At 57.8% G+C, this 14704-nt stretch carries 17 protein-coding genes; 3 read left to right on the plus strand and 14 right to left on the minus strand.

Going from position 1 to position 14704, the window contains the following annotated elements:
• Positions 1-69: 69 nt before the first annotated feature.
• The 10 genes from nuoG to OHL23_RS10650 form a co-directional block, all read right to left on the minus strand.
• Positions 70-2418, minus strand: a complete 2349-nt coding sequence (nuoG, locus tag OHL23_RS10605; protein ID WP_263351861.1) for an NADH-quinone oxidoreductase subunit NuoG — start codon at positions 2416-2418, stop codon at positions 70-72.
• An 8-nt stretch (positions 2419-2426) separates the two neighbouring features.
• The gene (locus tag OHL23_RS10610; protein WP_263351862.1) at positions 2427-2744 is read right to left on the minus strand and encodes a type II toxin-antitoxin system HicB family antitoxin; all 318 of its coding nucleotides are present in this window, start codon (positions 2742-2744) and stop codon (positions 2427-2429) included.
• Positions 2741-2992, minus strand: coding sequence for a type II toxin-antitoxin system HicA family toxin (locus OHL23_RS10615; RefSeq protein WP_263351863.1), 252 nt, complete (start codon positions 2990-2992; stop codon positions 2741-2743). Before OHL23_RS10615 ends, OHL23_RS10610 begins: the two co-directional genes overlap by 4 nt.
• 117 nt (positions 2993-3109) lie before the next feature.
• Positions 3110-4420, minus strand: a complete 1311-nt coding sequence (nuoF, locus tag OHL23_RS10620; RefSeq protein ID WP_263351864.1) for an NADH-quinone oxidoreductase subunit NuoF — start codon at positions 4418-4420, stop codon at positions 3110-3112.
• Entirely contained in the window at positions 4413-4907 is a 495-nt protein-coding gene (locus OHL23_RS10625) for an NADH-quinone oxidoreductase subunit NuoE family protein (RefSeq protein ID WP_263351865.1), read from the minus strand. Before OHL23_RS10625 ends, nuoF begins: the two co-directional genes overlap by 8 nt.
• A 26-nt stretch (positions 4908-4933) precedes the next feature.
• Positions 4934-5269, minus strand: coding sequence for a transcriptional regulator (locus OHL23_RS10630; protein ID WP_263351866.1), 336 nt, complete (start codon positions 5267-5269; stop codon positions 4934-4936).
• On the minus strand, positions 5266-5700 hold the full coding sequence (locus OHL23_RS10635) for a hypothetical protein (protein WP_263351867.1): 435 nt from the start codon (positions 5698-5700) through the stop codon (positions 5266-5268). The genes OHL23_RS10630 and OHL23_RS10635 overlap by 4 nt, the downstream gene beginning before the upstream one ends.
• A 14-nt stretch (positions 5701-5714) precedes the next feature.
• Positions 5715-6935 carry an NADH dehydrogenase (quinone) subunit D gene (gene nuoD / locus OHL23_RS10640; RefSeq protein ID WP_263351868.1) on the minus strand — a complete coding sequence of 407 codons (1221 nt, stop codon included), beginning with the start codon at positions 6933-6935 and terminating at the stop codon, positions 5715-5717.
• A 168-nt stretch (positions 6936-7103) separates the two neighbouring features.
• Positions 7104-7598, minus strand: coding sequence for an NADH-quinone oxidoreductase subunit C (locus OHL23_RS10645; protein ID WP_263351869.1), 495 nt, complete (start codon positions 7596-7598; stop codon positions 7104-7106).
• Between the two features lie 41 nt (positions 7599-7639).
• The gene (locus tag OHL23_RS10650) at positions 7640-8044 is read right to left on the minus strand and encodes an NADH-quinone oxidoreductase subunit A (protein ID WP_263351870.1); all 405 of its coding nucleotides are present in this window, start codon (positions 8042-8044) and stop codon (positions 7640-7642) included.
• Positions 8045-8384: 340 nt separating this feature from the next.
• Between OHL23_RS10650 and OHL23_RS10655 the strand changes: the two genes are divergently transcribed.
• A complete protein-coding gene (locus OHL23_RS10655) occupies positions 8385-8729 on the plus strand; it encodes an F-box protein (protein WP_263351871.1) in 345 nt (114 codons plus the stop codon).
• Positions 8730-8810: 81 nt separating this feature from the next.
• On the opposite strand, the gene OHL23_RS10660 is transcribed toward OHL23_RS10655, so the two are convergent.
• Both OHL23_RS10660 and pdxT read right to left on the minus strand, forming a co-directional pair.
• On the minus strand, positions 8811-9575 hold the full coding sequence (locus OHL23_RS10660) for a cytochrome c oxidase subunit 3 (RefSeq protein ID WP_263351872.1): 765 nt from the start codon (positions 9573-9575) through the stop codon (positions 8811-8813).
• A 142-nt stretch (positions 9576-9717) separates the two neighbouring features.
• Positions 9718-10368, minus strand: a complete 651-nt coding sequence (gene pdxT, locus OHL23_RS10665) for a pyridoxal 5'-phosphate synthase glutaminase subunit PdxT (RefSeq protein WP_263351873.1) — start codon at positions 10366-10368, stop codon at positions 9718-9720.
• 159 nt (positions 10369-10527) lie between these two features.
• On the opposite strand from pdxT, the gene OHL23_RS10670 reads away from it, so the two are divergent.
• Together OHL23_RS10670 and OHL23_RS10675 are read left to right on the plus strand one after the other, a co-directional pair.
• On the plus strand, positions 10528-11508 hold the full coding sequence (locus OHL23_RS10670; protein ID WP_263351874.1) for a rhodanese-like domain-containing protein: 981 nt from the start codon (positions 10528-10530) through the stop codon (positions 11506-11508).
• Between the two features lie 76 nt (positions 11509-11584).
• A complete protein-coding gene (locus OHL23_RS10675) occupies positions 11585-12463 on the plus strand; it encodes an alpha/beta hydrolase (protein ID WP_263351875.1) in 879 nt (292 codons plus the stop codon).
• A 200-nt stretch (positions 12464-12663) separates the two neighbouring features.
• Here OHL23_RS10675 and OHL23_RS10680 read toward each other — a convergent pair whose 3' ends face one another.
• Positions 12664-13233: an Lcl domain-containing protein gene (locus OHL23_RS10680; protein WP_317891675.1), complete on the minus strand. Its 570-nt coding sequence runs from the start codon at positions 13231-13233 to the stop codon at positions 12664-12666.
• 440 nt (positions 13234-13673) lie between these two features.
• Entirely contained in the window at positions 13674-14627 is a 954-nt protein-coding gene (gene pdxS, locus OHL23_RS10685) for a pyridoxal 5'-phosphate synthase lyase subunit PdxS (protein WP_263351876.1), read from the minus strand.
• Positions 14628-14704: the final 77 nt, after the last annotated feature.

Genomic DNA, 14704 nt, shown 5'->3' on the forward strand with positions numbered 1-14704 from the left:
TACATTTTGCTCTTCTTGTGGCGCGGCTGAAGCCGCGCCCTTTCAAAACGATGCTTCCTTGATTGGACCTTAGTCCGCGGCGGTTTGAACGACTTCGGAGCTTTGGTACTGGTTGAGTTCGGTAAGTGCCGACGTGTGTTTGCCCAGCAGGCCGGAAGTGAAAAGTCCTTCGTGGGCAGGTAGGACGAGATCGGGACGGGTGGTCAGTTGGGTGACGGATACGAAGCCGGGTTCGGATTGCGTGTCGTTGCCGCCGAAGAGATTGAGCCTGTCCAGTTTATAGCTTGAGACGAGGCGCTCGATCTCGTCGAGGACGGCGAGTGGATCGAAGGGGCTGAGGCGTGGTTCGAGGCCGTTGGCGGTAAGCCAGACGGCGTGGCGGTCGGCTTCGCCGGATTGCGCGCCACGGGATTGGCCCATGTCGGCGGAAACGCCATTTGTCTTGCCGAAGGGAACCAGTTTCTTGACGTCTGCACCCATTCCACCGGCTATGCGGACGAGAATTTCGAAGTCCGGCTTGATGCCCGCCTTGTCGGCTGCTTTCTTAGCCAACTGGACATCGCCGTAGCTGTTGGTGACGGTGCCGGTCTTTTCGTAAAGGCTGGCGGAAGGCAGGACTACGTCGGCGAGGGCTGCGGTTTCGGTGAGGAAGATGTCCTGGACGACGAGGAAGGTGTTCTTGAGAGCTGCGTGATCTGCTCCGTAGGAAGCGATCGGGTCGGAGCCTACGACGTAGAGAGCGCCGAGTTTGCCGTTTCCTGCGGCATCGAGCATTTGTACGGCGTCGAGTCCGGGTTGCGCGGGCAGGTTGGGGTATTCTTCGGCGAAGGCTCCGGGAGTTGCGACGGGAACGTAGCCGGGGAGCAGATCAGGGTAGAGGCCCATGTCGGCTGCGCCACGGGAGTTGGCGTAATCGCCGAGGTAAGCGAACTTTACGCCTTCTTTGCTCAGGCCCCATTTCACGAGTGCTTCAACGGCCTGGCCGCGGAATTCCTCGCCGAAGACGACGAGCAGCGATTCCTCGGCGTGGAGGGCGTCGCGGAAGCCTGCTGCTCCTTCTACGCCAGCGAGGGCTGCGTCGTTTCCGGTGAGATAGTCGGTGAGGGCTTCGTAGCCTTCCAGAGGAAGGAGCAGGGATTGCCGAGCCTGTCGCTCTAGCTTGATAGGGCTGTCGGTGGCGATGTAGAGACGGACCTGGTGGTGGCGGAAGTTGGTGCGGATGTTCCATGCGAGGAGCGGATGCTCTTCGGTGGGATTGCCGCCGATGACCAGGATGGCTTTGGCAGACTCGGTGTCACGGAGGCTGGCTGCGCGGCCTTGCGAGCCGGCGAGGGCCTGGGCGAAGGCTGCGTAGTCAGTGGTGCGCACATGGTCGATGTTGTTGGTGGCGAGGACGGTGCGGGCGAATTTCTGGAGGAGGTAGTTTTCCTCGTTGGTGGTGGTGTTGGAGCCGATGACTCCGATTGCGGAGCCGCCCTTGCTGTCGCGGACTTCCTTGAGCTTCGACGCGACGAGGCGGATGGCTTGTTCCCAGGTTGCTGGTTCGAGCTTGCCTGCGGAGTTACGGATAAGGGGCTTGGTGATGCGGTCTTTCGACTCGACGAAGTCGAAGCCGAAGCGGCCTTTGGCGCAGAGGAACTCGCCGTTGATGCCGGATTTATCGCGGTTGTCGGCGCGGATGATCTCGGTCCCGTCGTTGGCCTGGCGGATGCCGAGGGTGACTTTGCAGCCGTCGCTGCAATGAGTGCAGACGGTGGAGACGTGGTTCATCTCCCAGGGACGGGTCTTGTAGCGATAGGTGCCGCTGGTGAGTGCGCCGACCGGACAGGCGTCGATGCACATGCCGCACTGTTCGCAGTCGAGATGGTCGCCGCCGTTGGGGGCGATAATGGAGGAGACGCCGCGGTTTTCGACACCGAGGGCCCAGACGTCCATGCCTTCGCCGCACATGCGGACGCAGCGGTAGCAGAGGATGCAGCGGGGCCGGTCGAAGTAGACGGCCGGGGACCACTGCTGTTCTTCGCGATGCTGCTTGGCCTCGATGTAGAGGCTTTCTCCTGCGCCGTACTTGAAGGTCATGTCCTGCAGCTCGCATTCGCCACCAGCGTCGCAGACGGGGCAGTCGAGCGGGTGGTTGCCGAGGAGCAGTTCGATGGTGCCTTTGCGGGCCTGGATGATTTCGGGCGATTCGGTGGTGAAGGACTGGCCTTCCGCGACCTGCGTGGTGCAGGCGGTCTGAAGCTTGGGAACCTTTTCCTGGCGGACGACGCACATGCGGCATGCGCCGCAGAGGCTGAGGCCTGGGTAGTAACAAAAGGCTGGGATCTCGATGCCGGCCTTGCGGCATGCTTCGATGAGCAGGGTGCCTGCCGGGGCGGTGAGCTTTTTGCCATCGACTGTGAAGGTTACGTCTGCCATTCTATGTCCTATGCTGCCTGGTGGGCGTCGCGGTGCTTGTGAACAGCTTCGCGGGCCGGTACGTTGACCTCGAGCTGTTGGATTACGAAGTACTCGACGTCGTCGAAGTCGCCGGGCTTGAAATCGACCTTCTCTGTAACTGCTTCCGGAACCGCTTCGCCCCGCTGAACCATCGTTTCGAGATGAAATTCCAGAGCTTCACGCATCATGGCTTTCATCTCTTCGAGCGTGTCGCCCGCAGAGACGCAACCCAAGACATCCGGCGCGTGGCCTGAGAAGTTGCTGCCTTTGCACTTTCCGAAGACAACCAGGTAGTTTTTTGTCATTTCAATCCCGCCTGCTTCAGGATACTTGCAAGATTCGCCTTGGAAATATCCTTACTGCCGTGAAATGGGACGGTTGTGATTCCCGGCTTGGTTGGGTGTTCGAATTGCATATGACTACCCTTTTGCCGAGTCAGTCTCCGGCCATCCTCTTCAAGAATCCGAATGATCTCCCTAGCCTTCACCGCTGATACTCTCCTGTTCCCATTCACTTGCGAGTCGGGAGAGCGGCAATGAGCCGGGAAGAGCATAGCTCATCAAAAAAGCACTTCAAGTCCAGCAAAAATAATGCATCTCGTGGGACGATCTCGCGACGTTAGCCTGTCTGGCCCGAAATGTTCCGAGTCGTCCTCTTTGGTATCCAGAAGTTAAACAACGGCCAACTCTACATGCTTTGCGTAGGGGCAGGGTTTGCCGTCGAGGTGTTCTTCAAATTCCTTGCGGAATTTTTTGACGAAGCCGATTGTGGGCATTGCTGCTGCGTCGCCGAGCGGGCAGAAGGTGCGACCCAACATGTTTTCGGCGAGGTACTGAATGTTGTCGATGTCTTTCACGCTGCCAAATCCGGCATGGACGCGGGTCAGCGACTTCTTGAGCCAGTCGGTGCCTTCGCGGCAAGGGATGCACCAGCCGCAGCTTTCATGTTGATAGAAGCTGATGGTGCGGAGGGCGAACTCGACGATGCAGGTCTGGTCGTCGATGACGACTACTCCGCCGGAGCCGAGCATGGAGCCTGCTTTGCCTACCTGATCGAAGTCCATGCCGAGATTTACGATTTCTTCGGGGAGTAGAACCGGGGTCGATGAGCCGCCGGGAACAACGGCTTTGAGTTTGCGGCCGCCGCGAATTCCGCCTGCTACTTCGTAGATCATTTTGTGCAGGTTGTAGCCCATGGGCAGTTCGTAGATGCCGGGGCGTTCGACGTGGCCGCTTATTCCGAACAAACGGGTTCCGCCATTGCGCTCGGTGCCGAGAGCTGCGTAGGCAGGGCCGCCCATCTGAAGAATGTGGGGGACAGCGGCAATGGTTTCCGCGTTATTGATGACTGTGGGTCCGCCGTAAAGGCCGACTACGGCCGGGAACGGGGGTTTGATGCGGGGAACGCCGCGTTTGCCTTCGAGCGACTCCATGAGGGCGGATTCTTCGCCGACTTCGTAGGCTCCTGCGCCAGATTGCGTGATGACCTGAAACTCGGTTTCGGTGCCGAAGATGTTCTTGCCCAAGAAGCCTTTGGCGTAGGCATCGGCTACGGCCTTCTCCATGATCTCAAGGAGATAGCGATACTCGCCTCGGAGATAGATGAAGCCTGTTTTCGCGCCGATGGCGAGGCCGGCGATGATAGTTCCCTCGATGATGGAATGAGGGTCATGCAGGAAGATCAGGTGGTCTTTGCAGGTGCCGGGCTCGCTTTCGTCACCGTTGACGAGTACGTATTTGGGCTTGGCGGATTGCTTGGGGACGAAGGACCACTTGAGGCCGGTCGGGAAGCCGGCGCCGCCGCGACCCCGCAGGCCGCTGGCTTTCATCTCGTTGATGATCCAGTCGGGACCCTGGGCGAGGGCTTTGCGGGTGGATTCATAGCCGCCCAGTTCGAGGTAGCGATCGATATTGGCTGCGCCCATGCCGAATCGCTTGGAGATGACTTTGACTTCGTCGGGATGGGAGACGAGTTTAGGCATTCTTCGAATCTCCCTTTGCTTTGTAGGTTGCCAATACAGCGTCTACCTTGTCGTTGGTTAGATCGTCGTGAAAGTCGTAGTTTACCTGAATGGCCGGGGCCCAGCAGCAGACGCCGATGCATTCGACTTCTTCGAGAGAGAACTGACCGTCTGCGGTGACGCCTTTGTGGCCGATGCCGAGCTTGTGCTGGAGGTGATCGAAGATTTCATAACCGCCGCGCAACATGCAGCTGATGTTAGTGCAGACCTGAATGTTGTACTTGCCTGCAGGCTTGAATCGCAGCATGGAGTAGTACGTGGCCACGTTGCGTACATCAAGCTGCGTGATGCCGATACGATCGGCCACCTCGGCGATCAGAGCGTCGGAGAGATAGCCGATCTCGTCCTGTGCGTAGAGGAGCATGGGAACAAGCGCGGAACGCTTGACCGGGTATTTCTGGACGAGAGCGTCTAACTTGGCCGCTAGCTGCGGCGAGAATATCGACATCGTCTCCTTACTCGTTTCTTGGGGTGTCATTGCATCAGCTCCCGTGCCCAGGCTTCGGCTTGCATGTCCATCTCTTCCTCTATGTCTTCGTGTGGCTCGTGGTCCACTCGGGTTTGCAGCGTACCTTTGATAGTAAAACGCATCAGGCCGGTTGCACTATTTTCGCGGGCCCATTTGACTTCGGCTCCCGATCGATCGAGGCGGAGCCAGCGATCTCCGATTCGTACGATGATGCTTTCTTCGCCTAGTTCGACCGTGGCTTGCTCTTTGCGGTTGAGGCCGTGTGCTGCGGTATAACTGCGCAACAAGGATGCGAGTGATACCCATAACTCGGCGTACAAAGTGGAAGTTACTGCGCTCAAGGCGCCCCCGTGATCAGCTCTTCTACGAATGTCGCGGCAAGCTCGTTGGCGTCGACCTTCGGTTCAGTGTCCGGCGCAAGACTCAGCCTGCGCGCCCTCAAGGGTGATTCGTCCACAAGAATGAGAAACGTAACTGTTTTTTCCCCTGATTCCCCTACGATGGCGGCTCCGACTGAGGGAGCGCTGCGATCCTGCGATACATTGCAGCTAGCCTGGCCGCAGACGAGTTCGATTGTCGGTTCTCCCAGGGATGCCGGTTGGATTTCAACCTTGGGAGCGCCAGCCTTGCCCAGTTCAACATTGGCTACCGCGACTTCCTTCGTGAGGCCCGCTCGCACATCTTCGAAGAAGGCCGTGAGATCGAGTCTCCTCTTTACCTTTGCATCCAGCCTTGCTTTGAGCTCGGAGGCAGCTTTCGCGTAATCAGTCATTCAGACCTCCGACCTTAGCGGTCAATCTCTCCCAAAACAACGTCGATGGACCCGATGACGGCAACTACATCAGCGAGCATGCGGCCCTGGCACATGGTTTCGAGGGCTTGTAGCGACGCGAACGAGGGGTTGCGCATATGAACGCGGTACGGCTTGGCGGTGCCATCGGAGACTATGTAGTAGCCCATCTGGCCTCGCGAGGACTCAATGCCTTGATACACTTCGCCAGCAGGTACGGCGAAGCCTTCGGTGACGATTTTGAAGTGGTGGATGAGCGACTCCATTTGAGTCTTCATCTTTTCGCGGTCGGGCAGAACGATCTTGGGCGCGTCCGCTTTGACTGGCCCCTCGGGCATTCCGGCAAGCGCCTGATTGATGATGCGGACGGACTGGCGCATCTCTTCGAGGCGGACCTGGTAGCGTCCCCAGACGTCGCAGCGATTGGAAACCGGTACGTCGAATTGGAATTTCTCGTAGCTGGAGTATGGCATGTCACGGCGAAGATCGAAATCGACGCCGGAGGCGCGCAGCGGTGGTCCGGTTACGCCGAGAGCGATGGCGTCTTCGGCGGAGAGATGGCCTACATTCTGCAGGCGATTGACGAAGATAGGATTGCCGGTGAGCAGATTCGAATACTCGTCGATCTTCTCCGGGAAAGTCTTAATGAATGCCTTTACACGATCGAAAAAGTCGATGGGCGGCTCCATGGCCAGCCCGCCGATGCGGAAATAGCTGGTCATCATGCGCTGACCGGAGACGTGTTCGAAGATGCGGAGGATGTCTTCGCGTTCGCGGAAGGTGTATAGGAAGACGGTCAGCGCGCCGATGTCCATGGCGTGCGTACCGAGCCAGACGAGGTGCGAATTGAGGCGGGTGAGTTCGGAGAGAAGTACGCGAATCCACTGAGCCTTGTCTGGAATCGGAAGTTCCAAGAGCTTTTCTACGGCGAGACAGTAACAGAGATTATTGTGCATCGGGCTGAGATAGTCGATGCGATCGGTGAGAGGGACGACCTGCTGGTAGAACTTGGCTTCGCAGGTCTTTTCGATGCCGGTGTGGAGATAACCGATTTCAGGATAGAGGCGGTTGACGATTTCGCCGTCGATTTCGAGCACGAGGCGTAGAACGCCGTGGGTCGATGGGTGCTGCGGCCCCATATTCAGGACCATGGTCTGGTCTTTGGAGCCTTCGGCCACTGGTGCTTCCAGAATCGGAGTTCCTGCCACGTCGGTCATTGAAACTTGTCTCCCATTGCTTTGTGTCTCCTCAGATGCATCGGAGTCGGGGATTGATTCGTCGGATTTGAGAACGGCAACTTCTCAGGATACATCCGCTTTGCCGGACGACTCGCACGATGCGAGAGTGAACCGGGGCCTGTGAACAGGCCCCGGACGACTGGTGGTTTAGCGGTAGCCTTCGACTGGATAGTCCTTGCGCAAGGGATGGCCTGACCAATCCTCGGGCATCATGATGCGGCGCATGTTCGGATGGCCGTCGAAGCGAACGCCGAAGAGATCGAAGACTTCGCGCTCGTAGTAGTTGGCGGACGGCCAGACATTGGTGATGGTTTCGAGCGAGGGGGAAGCCTCGTCGACGAGAACACGCAGGCGAATACGCTCCTTGTGGGAGTGCGAAACGATGTGATAGCTGATCTGAAAACGCGGAATGGCGGGGAACCAGTCGACGGCGGTGACGTCTTCGAGGAAATTGTAGCCGGCCTGCTGAACGGTGCGGGCGGCGGCGACGATCTCTTCCCGAGCAATGGTTAATGTAAGTTCGTTGCGGTCCCAGCGGGCGTCGGTGAGGGCTTCCGCGTTCCAGGCGGCGATTGCGCTGACGGCGGGATGATTGGCCATCTCACGCAGTACGGATTCTTTATCTGGCAGTGTCTCGCTCATCCATTCCTTTCAAGATCCGTTGAAGGACCCTTCAAAAATCTTTAGAGGTCGCCCCGGTCCTTGGACCAGTCCAGGATGCCTTTTTTCACGATGTAGAAAAGGCCGACGGCGACGAAGCCCAGGTAGACCAGCATCTCCCAAAAGCCGAACCAGGCTGAGCCGGTGATGGCAGGGAGCTGCTTGAAGATGATTGCCCAGGGCATCATGAAGACGACTTCCACATCGAAGAGGATGAACAGCATGGCGACCATGTAGAAGCGGACGCTGAAGCGGCCACGAGCATCGCCCACGGCCTCAATACCGCACTCGTAGGTTGCAAGCTTGGTCTTGGTGTTGCGATGCCTGCCGATGAAGTACGAGGCCGTCGCCATGCCGATTCCCAAGCCGAAAGCGGCGAGGATCTGTAGCAGCAGTGGGAGATATTGCCAAAAATAGGGGATCTTCATGAATGCTCTCGGCGGTGGCTATCCGCTTTCGGCTCTGCTGCCTGGCGGGATTGCCAGTCGAGGCTCGATGCGTTGCCGCTAGCTTTGAGATTAGGTTTTCACCCTCGCCGCGTCAAGTTCGAACCGGTGGAAGAATTCACTTGCATTGGCACGATGGAAGCGGGGTGATGAAGATCGCGGCGGACTTTTCGCAAAGACGGGAGGATCATTCCGGTGCATAATTCGACTCGAATTGACGGATTCCCTTGAAATATCAAAGCGAATCGAGTCTGCGACGGTACCTTTGTTATCTGAATTTGAATAGAGGGTTCGCCGATTAAGGACTCAGGAAAGGTAAATCATGTCCACGACGGTTACCGGCGACAAGTTAATTTTCGCGACCCCCTCGGAATGTGTTGGCCACTGGACGCGCAGGGCGGTTGGGCAGCGTCGAAGAAGAGTCTCTCCGGAAGAGGGACGAGCGATTGAGATTCTTGGCCATGCGATTGAGTATCTGGAGGATGAGTTTGCTCTGGAATGCATGAGCCGTCAGGCACATGTCGGAGTTGGTATGCACCCGAGAGTGGTTGCGATTGAAATCCTGAAGAAATGCAATCGGGTGGTCTACCTGAGTTGTCCGGAAATTCCTACTCTCGGCGATCGAATTCGGGGAGTGCTAGGTCGGCGGAGGGCTGGAGAACGATGATTTCGCGACTGCTCTGATCGATTCTGATTAATCGTCCAAAAATACTCACCGTTCAGAGCGCCGAGGGTTGCCAGGCTTTCTTTAGCCCATTGCTAGAAGGCTGAAGAGTAGTAGCCATGCCAATCCCATGGCGTGCCAGTACCAACTGAGACTGTCGATGGCGATTTGGCGGTATTCGACTTTGCGCAGGAATCCCAGGGCTCCGAGGCTTACGGCGAGCGCTAGAATGCCCAAGCCCAAGTGGACGGCATGGATGCCGGTGATGATGTAGAAGAAGTAAATAGCCGGGGTCGCCCAGCGGTCGAAGGCGTATCCCTCGCCCGTGAGCTGGGTCCAGGCTGTCCACTGGCCAGCGATGAAGAAGCAGCCAAGGACGAAGGTCGCGGCCATCCAGGGAAGCGTGCGTTTGAGCGCGGGGCGGCCGAGGCCCAGCCATTCCTCGACGACGTCGAGTTCGTAGAAGATGTGGCGGCGGGCGATCTCCATGGTCAGGCTGCTGAGGATGAGGACGGCAGTGTTGAGGAAGAGGATGGGCGGGAGTTGGACGGGGTGCCAGTCGCCGATGAATTCCTGGGTGCGGACGTCGAGGTGGCCGGTGCCCTGATGGGCGAAGAACATGACGGCCAGGGCCAGGAAGAACATCATGTCTCCGGCGAGGATGAAGAAGACGATCAGGCGGAAGCGCTTGAGGAGTTCTCTGGGGCCGCCGCGGCCGAGGCGCTTCCATTCATCGTCGTCGCCGCTGCCGCCTCCGCCGGTGGGCCTCCGGTCTACAGGCGGTTTGCCGCCGATGCCTGGGTCTTTTCGCTCGGTTTCAACCGGGTGTCGCGTAAAAGTGCTGGGCATGGCTTCAAGCCTCAATGAAGCTCAGATTACACCGACTCTTGGAAGGATGCACTGGTTTCCGCGCAGGTTGTTTTTTTCCTGTGGAAGCAGTCTCCAAATATGAGACTCGGTGAGGCTGCCGTTGGTTTTATGGATTTGAATTTTATTCGGGACGATGCCCGGCGTGGCTGTTTGCATGGACGAGATCGACGAAGAGCTGGTGGACACGGCGGTCGGCCGATAGCTCGGGATGGAAAGTGGCGGCAATGGTGTGGCCCTGGCGGACGAGGACCGGGAAGCCTTCGCGCTCTGCCAGGATTTCGACTTCGGGGGCGGCGGAAACGATGCGGGGGGCGCGGATGAAGACGGTTTCGAGCGGACCGCCTGGAAGTTTGGTGTCCAGGGTGAGGATGGCGGAGTCGCGCTGGGCGCCGTATGCGTTACGTTCGACGGCGATGTCGAGGATGCTGAGGCTGGACTGGCTGGGCTTGCGGACTTCTTTTGCCAGAAGGATTGCTCCGGCGCAGGTGCCGAAGACGGGTTTCTGCTGGGCGAAGACCTTCAACGCTTCGAAAAAATTGTTGCGATTGAGAAACTTGAGCATGGTGGTGGATTCACCGCCGGGTAGGATCAGGGCGTCGAGTTCTGCGAGGGCTTCGGGGGTCTTGACCAGGGATGGCTGCGCGCCGGATTCTTCGAGGGCGGCGGCGTGGCGTTCGTAGTCGCCCTGGATGGCTAGAACGCCGATGTGGGGCGCATTTCGATGGGCCAACTCGTCTCCTGTGTTCGATTGGGTGCTTTCAATGGGGATCATGTCCTCCTATAGTGATAGCATCGGTGGTCTTGGCGATCCAAAAAAGCGGAGTCGCGGATTGTGAAAGCCTGTTCCTGGCAGTAGAGGTCGATCTCAGTGGTGGCAAGTCCTTCAGGTATATTTTCAGGTCAGTTTTGGGGCCAATTTTCGGGACAGGGTGTGGATTTCATCGCGCTTATAGCGCAGCATGGGTATGCGCTGACGGCGGCTGTCATGTTCTTTGCGGCACTCGGGCTGCCCCTGCCGATGGCGATTTCACTGCTGGCGGCAGGCGCGGCGGTGCACAACGGACTACGACCCGAGGTGGTGCTGGCACTGGCGTGGTCGGCGGCGATGGCTGGGGATTTACTGCTTTACCTGGGCGGACGATTTACGGGGTGGTGGCTGCTGACCGGAATTTGCTGGGTTTCAATCAATCCTGAGCAATGCATTTTTTCTTCAGCGGATTCGTTTTACAAGCGGGGACCGCAGACGCTGCTGTTTGCCAAGTTCATCCCCGGTCTTGGAACGGTGGCCGCGCCGCTGGCTGGAAGCCTGAACATGCGGTTGCCACGGTTTCTGCGCCTGATGGCTGTGGGAGAGCTGTTGTATTGCGGAACGTGGCTGGTGGCCGGATATATTTTCTTTCGATTTGTGCGCGAAGTGGCTGCGTGGATGGAGAGCGCGGGTCATGTGGTTCTGCTGGCTTTGCTGCTGCTGGCGGCCGGTTACGGGGCGACGATTCTGTTTTTTGTGATTCGTTCCCGACGATACCGGCAGATTGAGAAGATTTCTGCGGAGCGGCTGCAGGAGCGGATCGATGCTTCGGGCGGGGACCGGCTGGTGGTAATTGCCGATGTGCGCAGCCATAACTACTACGACCCTGGAATGCACCGGATCAAGAATTCGATTCGCATAGAGCCGCACCGTTTGCAGGAAGAGCTAGAGGCGCTGAAGGAGTTCATGGCTCCTGATTGCGAGATTTATTTGTATTGCAGTTGTATTCGCGACACGACAAGCGTGCGGGTGGCCCACGCGATGAAGGAGGCGAATCTGAGGACTATGGTGATTGAGGGAGGTATGAAGGCGTGGGCTCGGGCTGGGGGTGAGTTGGAGCCGGTGCCGGAGGAGGATTTACAGAGATTGCCTCGGTTTGATTGACCTCTTAGCTGGGGCATCTGGGATTAAAGATTCAGAGGTCTGGAGTGACTTATCTCTCTGGTACACTTGGCCAGCCATGAAAACCTTTGCTTTTCGACTGCTCTGTATTGTGCTGTTGCTGGCTCCCATTGCATCGGCGCAGGATGTTATTCCGCTTTATCCCGGCGTTGCGTCTGGTTCGACTCAGGAGAGCTATCCGGAGAAGCAGTACTTTTCCAAAGTCTGGAATACGGATGTGGTCACGAATGTGACTCGGCCAACTCTCATGGTTTTCAAGCCTGCTCCGGAGTTGAAGATCAATACCGCTGTCGTTATCTGCCCGGGCGGGGGATTTATGGCTTTGTCCATAGGCAGCGAAGGCACGGATGTCGCCAAATATCTGGCTGCCAGAGGTGTGACTGCTTTCGTGTTGAAATATCGCCTTGCGCACACGGGTGAGGACGCCACGCAGGAGTTTGGGCCGTTGTTCGCAGACAGGCCGAAGTTCGACGCGATGATGAAAGACGAGGAACCGCTGGCTGTGGCGGACGGCTTAGCTGCGGTTGCTTACGTAAGGCAGCACGCTTCGGAGTTTGGAATCTCCCCGGATCGCGTGGGGATTATTGGATTTTCCGCTGGTGGAGCGGTAACGGCGGAAGTTGCGTTGCACTACAAGCCTGAGGGGCGGCCTGCTTTTGTCGCTCCTATCTATGGCGGCGCGTTGTCGAAAGATGCTCCTGTGCCCTCGGATGCGCCTCCCATGTTTATTGCGGCGGCTACGGACGATTCGCTGGGGCTGGCGCCGGGGAGTATTGCGCTCTGGCAGAAATGGGCAGACGCTCACAAGTCGGTTGAGTTGCATATGTATGCGAAGGGCGGCCATGGCTTTGGAATGCATACGAATAACATTCCTACGGATCACTGGATTGACCGGTTTGCGGATTGGTTGCAGTTGGAGGGGTTTGTGAATAAGTAGGGCAATTTGCGCGGGAGTGAGGAAAGGGATGCAGGATTCGTGCTGCGCACGAATTTGGTCCCAGGTCTCAGAAGCGAGACCTGGGGCACCCGGCACCCGGCAGATCCTTCGCTTTGCTCAGGATGACAAATCGTTTGGTGCGGGCTTTTGTGGTACCCACCCTTTCCGCAAAAGCGGCAGAAAGGATGGGCACCCGGCGTTTATTTTCCAGAATCGCGCACACACAAGGCGCGCATTCCCGAGAATGGGTAAGGCCAGCCACTAGGATCTTTGTCTGGCCTGCCCTCATTGAAGTCAAAGTGATATTCATACGACTCTAGGGGCGTGCGGCCCGTCACTTGGTGACCGCTCCATTGATCTCCGGTCAAGAACAGATTGCCCTTTACATGCCAAGTGAAAGCTCTGGGAGCCTTGGTGGGACCCGCCAGCCCGGGAGCTTCGACTGTCTTGTCGTATATGCCTTGAAGCTCAGCCATATTCGCCAACCTCCAGTCGGAATGACCATCTAAACGCAGACAGTAGCAGTACTTCATGGCCTTTCTCCAACTTATATCCTTACCGTTATCCTTCCCGGCCCACATCAGGCCGGTGGATGAATCAACCCAAACTGCTCGCATTTGGTTTTCCTGTGCGTCTGCGCGCTCCGGTGATCGAGCAGAGACAACCACGGCAGAAGTAAGGGCGATCAGTAGAAATGTGCATTTGATTTTCATTGCGACGATTTTACTTCTGCCGGTTGCGTCTGTGCTTGCAGGAGAAATCAAGGTCATGTCGTGGCCTGCTCCCGCAGTCACCTTGTGCCCAATACTCCAAAACCTTTTACAGACGATGGTGTCCCCCGGCGCGTCTCACAAAAGGTAAGTTTTGGGACGATCTGCGGAGTTGCTTAAAACGAGGGCTTGCGGGTCCCGAAAGTCTATCCCCAAAAGCAGATTCCCTTCGGGAATGACAGATAGAAAGGCAAGAGCAAAAGCAGATCCTTCGCTTTGCTCAGGATGACAAATCATTCGGTGCGGGCTTTTGTGGTGCCCCATCCTTTCCGCAAAGGCGGCGGAAAGGATGGGGCACTTAGCTTCGGTTCGCTCAGAGATAACAGTCTGATTTATTGCGGGACCTAAAGGTCATATGAGGAAGCCGGAGGTGCGTGGTATCTCCGGCTGAGTTATTTCTTGCTTTTGCGCCTGAAGGGCGCGGCTGCCTTGATGGCAAATCACCAGCCGCGGGTTTGGAGGAGGTGTTGCTCTTCTATGGCTGCTGCGGCAAGGCCCTTCATGGTGCCGGTGACTTGTTCGCTTACTTCTGCGAGGATTTTGGGGTCGTTGAAGTGGGTGGTGGCGATTACGATGGCTTTGGCGCGGGAGACGGCTTCTTCGCGCTCCTTCTGGTTGTGCTCTACGTCCAGAGGGGTGGCGCGTTCTTTCATGAAGATTCCGCTGCCTACGAATACCGTTTCTGCGCCTAGCTGCATCATCAGGGCTGCATCGGCGGGGGTAGCGATGCCGCCGGCAGAGAAATTCGGGACGGGGAGCTTGCCGTTCTTGGCGACCATGCGGATCAGTTCGTAGGGCGCGCCGTGCTCTTTGGCGAGATTGTAGAGCTCTTCTTCACGGGCGACGGTGAGCTGGCGGAGTTCGCGGGTGATCTGGCGCATGTGCTGGACGGCGTGGACTACGTCGCCGGTGCCTGCTTCGCCCTTGGTGCGGATCATGGCTGCGCCTTCGGCGATGCGACGCAGGGCTTCGCCGAGGTTGCGCGCTCCGCAGACGAAGGGGATGGTGAAGGCGTGCTTGTCGATGTGATGAGCTTCGTCGGCGGGGGTGAGGACTTCGCTCTCGTCGATGAAGTCGACGCCGATGGCTTCGAGGATCTGGGCTTCGGCGAAGTGACCGATGCGGGCCTTGGCCATGACCGGGATAGAGACGACGGCTTTGATCTCTTTAATGAGCTTCGGATTGGCCATGCGGGCTACGCCGCCCTCGGCGCGGATCATGGCGGGAACGCGTTCCAGGGCCATGACGGCGACTGCGCCGGATTCTTCGGCGATGCGGGCCTGCTCGACGTTCATGACGTCCATGATGACGCCGCCCTTGAGCATCTCGGCCAAACCTACCTTGAGACGCAGGCTGGTGCTTGTAAGGCTTCCATTATGATTCGCTTCTGCCATTAAACTACCTCGCTTCCTTCAAAAACCTCGGCAGCCCCGGCTCGTTTTGGGCCGGATGCCGACAATTCTCATCTTTA

The organism is Acidicapsa acidisoli (assembly GCF_025685625.1).
Classification (GTDB): domain Bacteria; phylum Acidobacteriota; class Terriglobia; order Terriglobales; family Acidobacteriaceae; genus Acidicapsa; species Acidicapsa acidisoli.

Excerpts from the sequence above, each read along its gene's own strand:
- nuoG (WP_263351861.1), bottom strand. The coding sequence starts at position 2,418 with ATGGCAGACGTAACCTTCACAGTCGATGGCAAAAAGCTCACCGCCCCG.
- OHL23_RS10610 (WP_263351862.1), bottom strand. The coding sequence starts at position 2,744 with ATGACAAAAAACTACCTGGTTGTCTTCGGAAAGTGCAAAGGCAGCAAC.
- OHL23_RS10615 (WP_263351863.1), bottom strand. The coding sequence starts at position 2,992 with ATGCTCTTCCCGGCTCATTGCCGCTCTCCCGACTCGCAAGTGAATGGG.
- nuoF (WP_263351864.1), bottom strand. The coding sequence starts at position 4,420 with ATGCCTAAACTCGTCTCCCATCCCGACGAAGTCAAAGTCATCTCCAAG.
- OHL23_RS10625 (WP_263351865.1), bottom strand. The coding sequence starts at position 4,907 with ATGTCGATATTCTCGCCGCAGCTAGCGGCCAAGTTAGACGCTCTCGTC.
- OHL23_RS10635 (WP_263351867.1), bottom strand. The coding sequence starts at position 5,700 with ATGACTGATTACGCGAAAGCTGCCTCCGAGCTCAAAGCAAGGCTGGAT.
- nuoD (WP_263351868.1), bottom strand. The coding sequence starts at position 6,935 with ATGACCGACGTGGCAGGAACTCCGATTCTGGAAGCACCAGTGGCCGAA.
- OHL23_RS10645 (WP_263351869.1), bottom strand. The coding sequence starts at position 7,598 with ATGAGCGAGACACTGCCAGATAAAGAATCCGTACTGCGTGAGATGGCC.
- OHL23_RS10650 (WP_263351870.1), bottom strand. The coding sequence starts at position 8,044 with ATGAAGATCCCCTATTTTTGGCAATATCTCCCACTGCTGCTACAGATC.
- OHL23_RS10655 (WP_263351871.1), top strand. The coding sequence starts at position 8,385 with ATGTCCACGACGGTTACCGGCGACAAGTTAATTTTCGCGACCCCCTCG.
- OHL23_RS10660 (WP_263351872.1), bottom strand. The coding sequence starts at position 9,575 with ATGCCCAGCACTTTTACGCGACACCCGGTTGAAACCGAGCGAAAAGAC.
- pdxT (WP_263351873.1), bottom strand. The coding sequence starts at position 10,368 with ATGATCCCCATTGAAAGCACCCAATCGAACACAGGAGACGAGTTGGCC.
- OHL23_RS10675 (WP_263351875.1), top strand. The coding sequence starts at position 11,585 with ATGAAAACCTTTGCTTTTCGACTGCTCTGTATTGTGCTGTTGCTGGCT.
- OHL23_RS10680 (WP_317891675.1), bottom strand. The coding sequence starts at position 13,233 with ATGACCTTGATTTCTCCTGCAAGCACAGACGCAACCGGCAGAAGTAAA.
- pdxS (WP_263351876.1), bottom strand. The coding sequence starts at position 14,627 with ATGGCAGAAGCGAATCATAATGGAAGCCTTACAAGCACCAGCCTGCGT.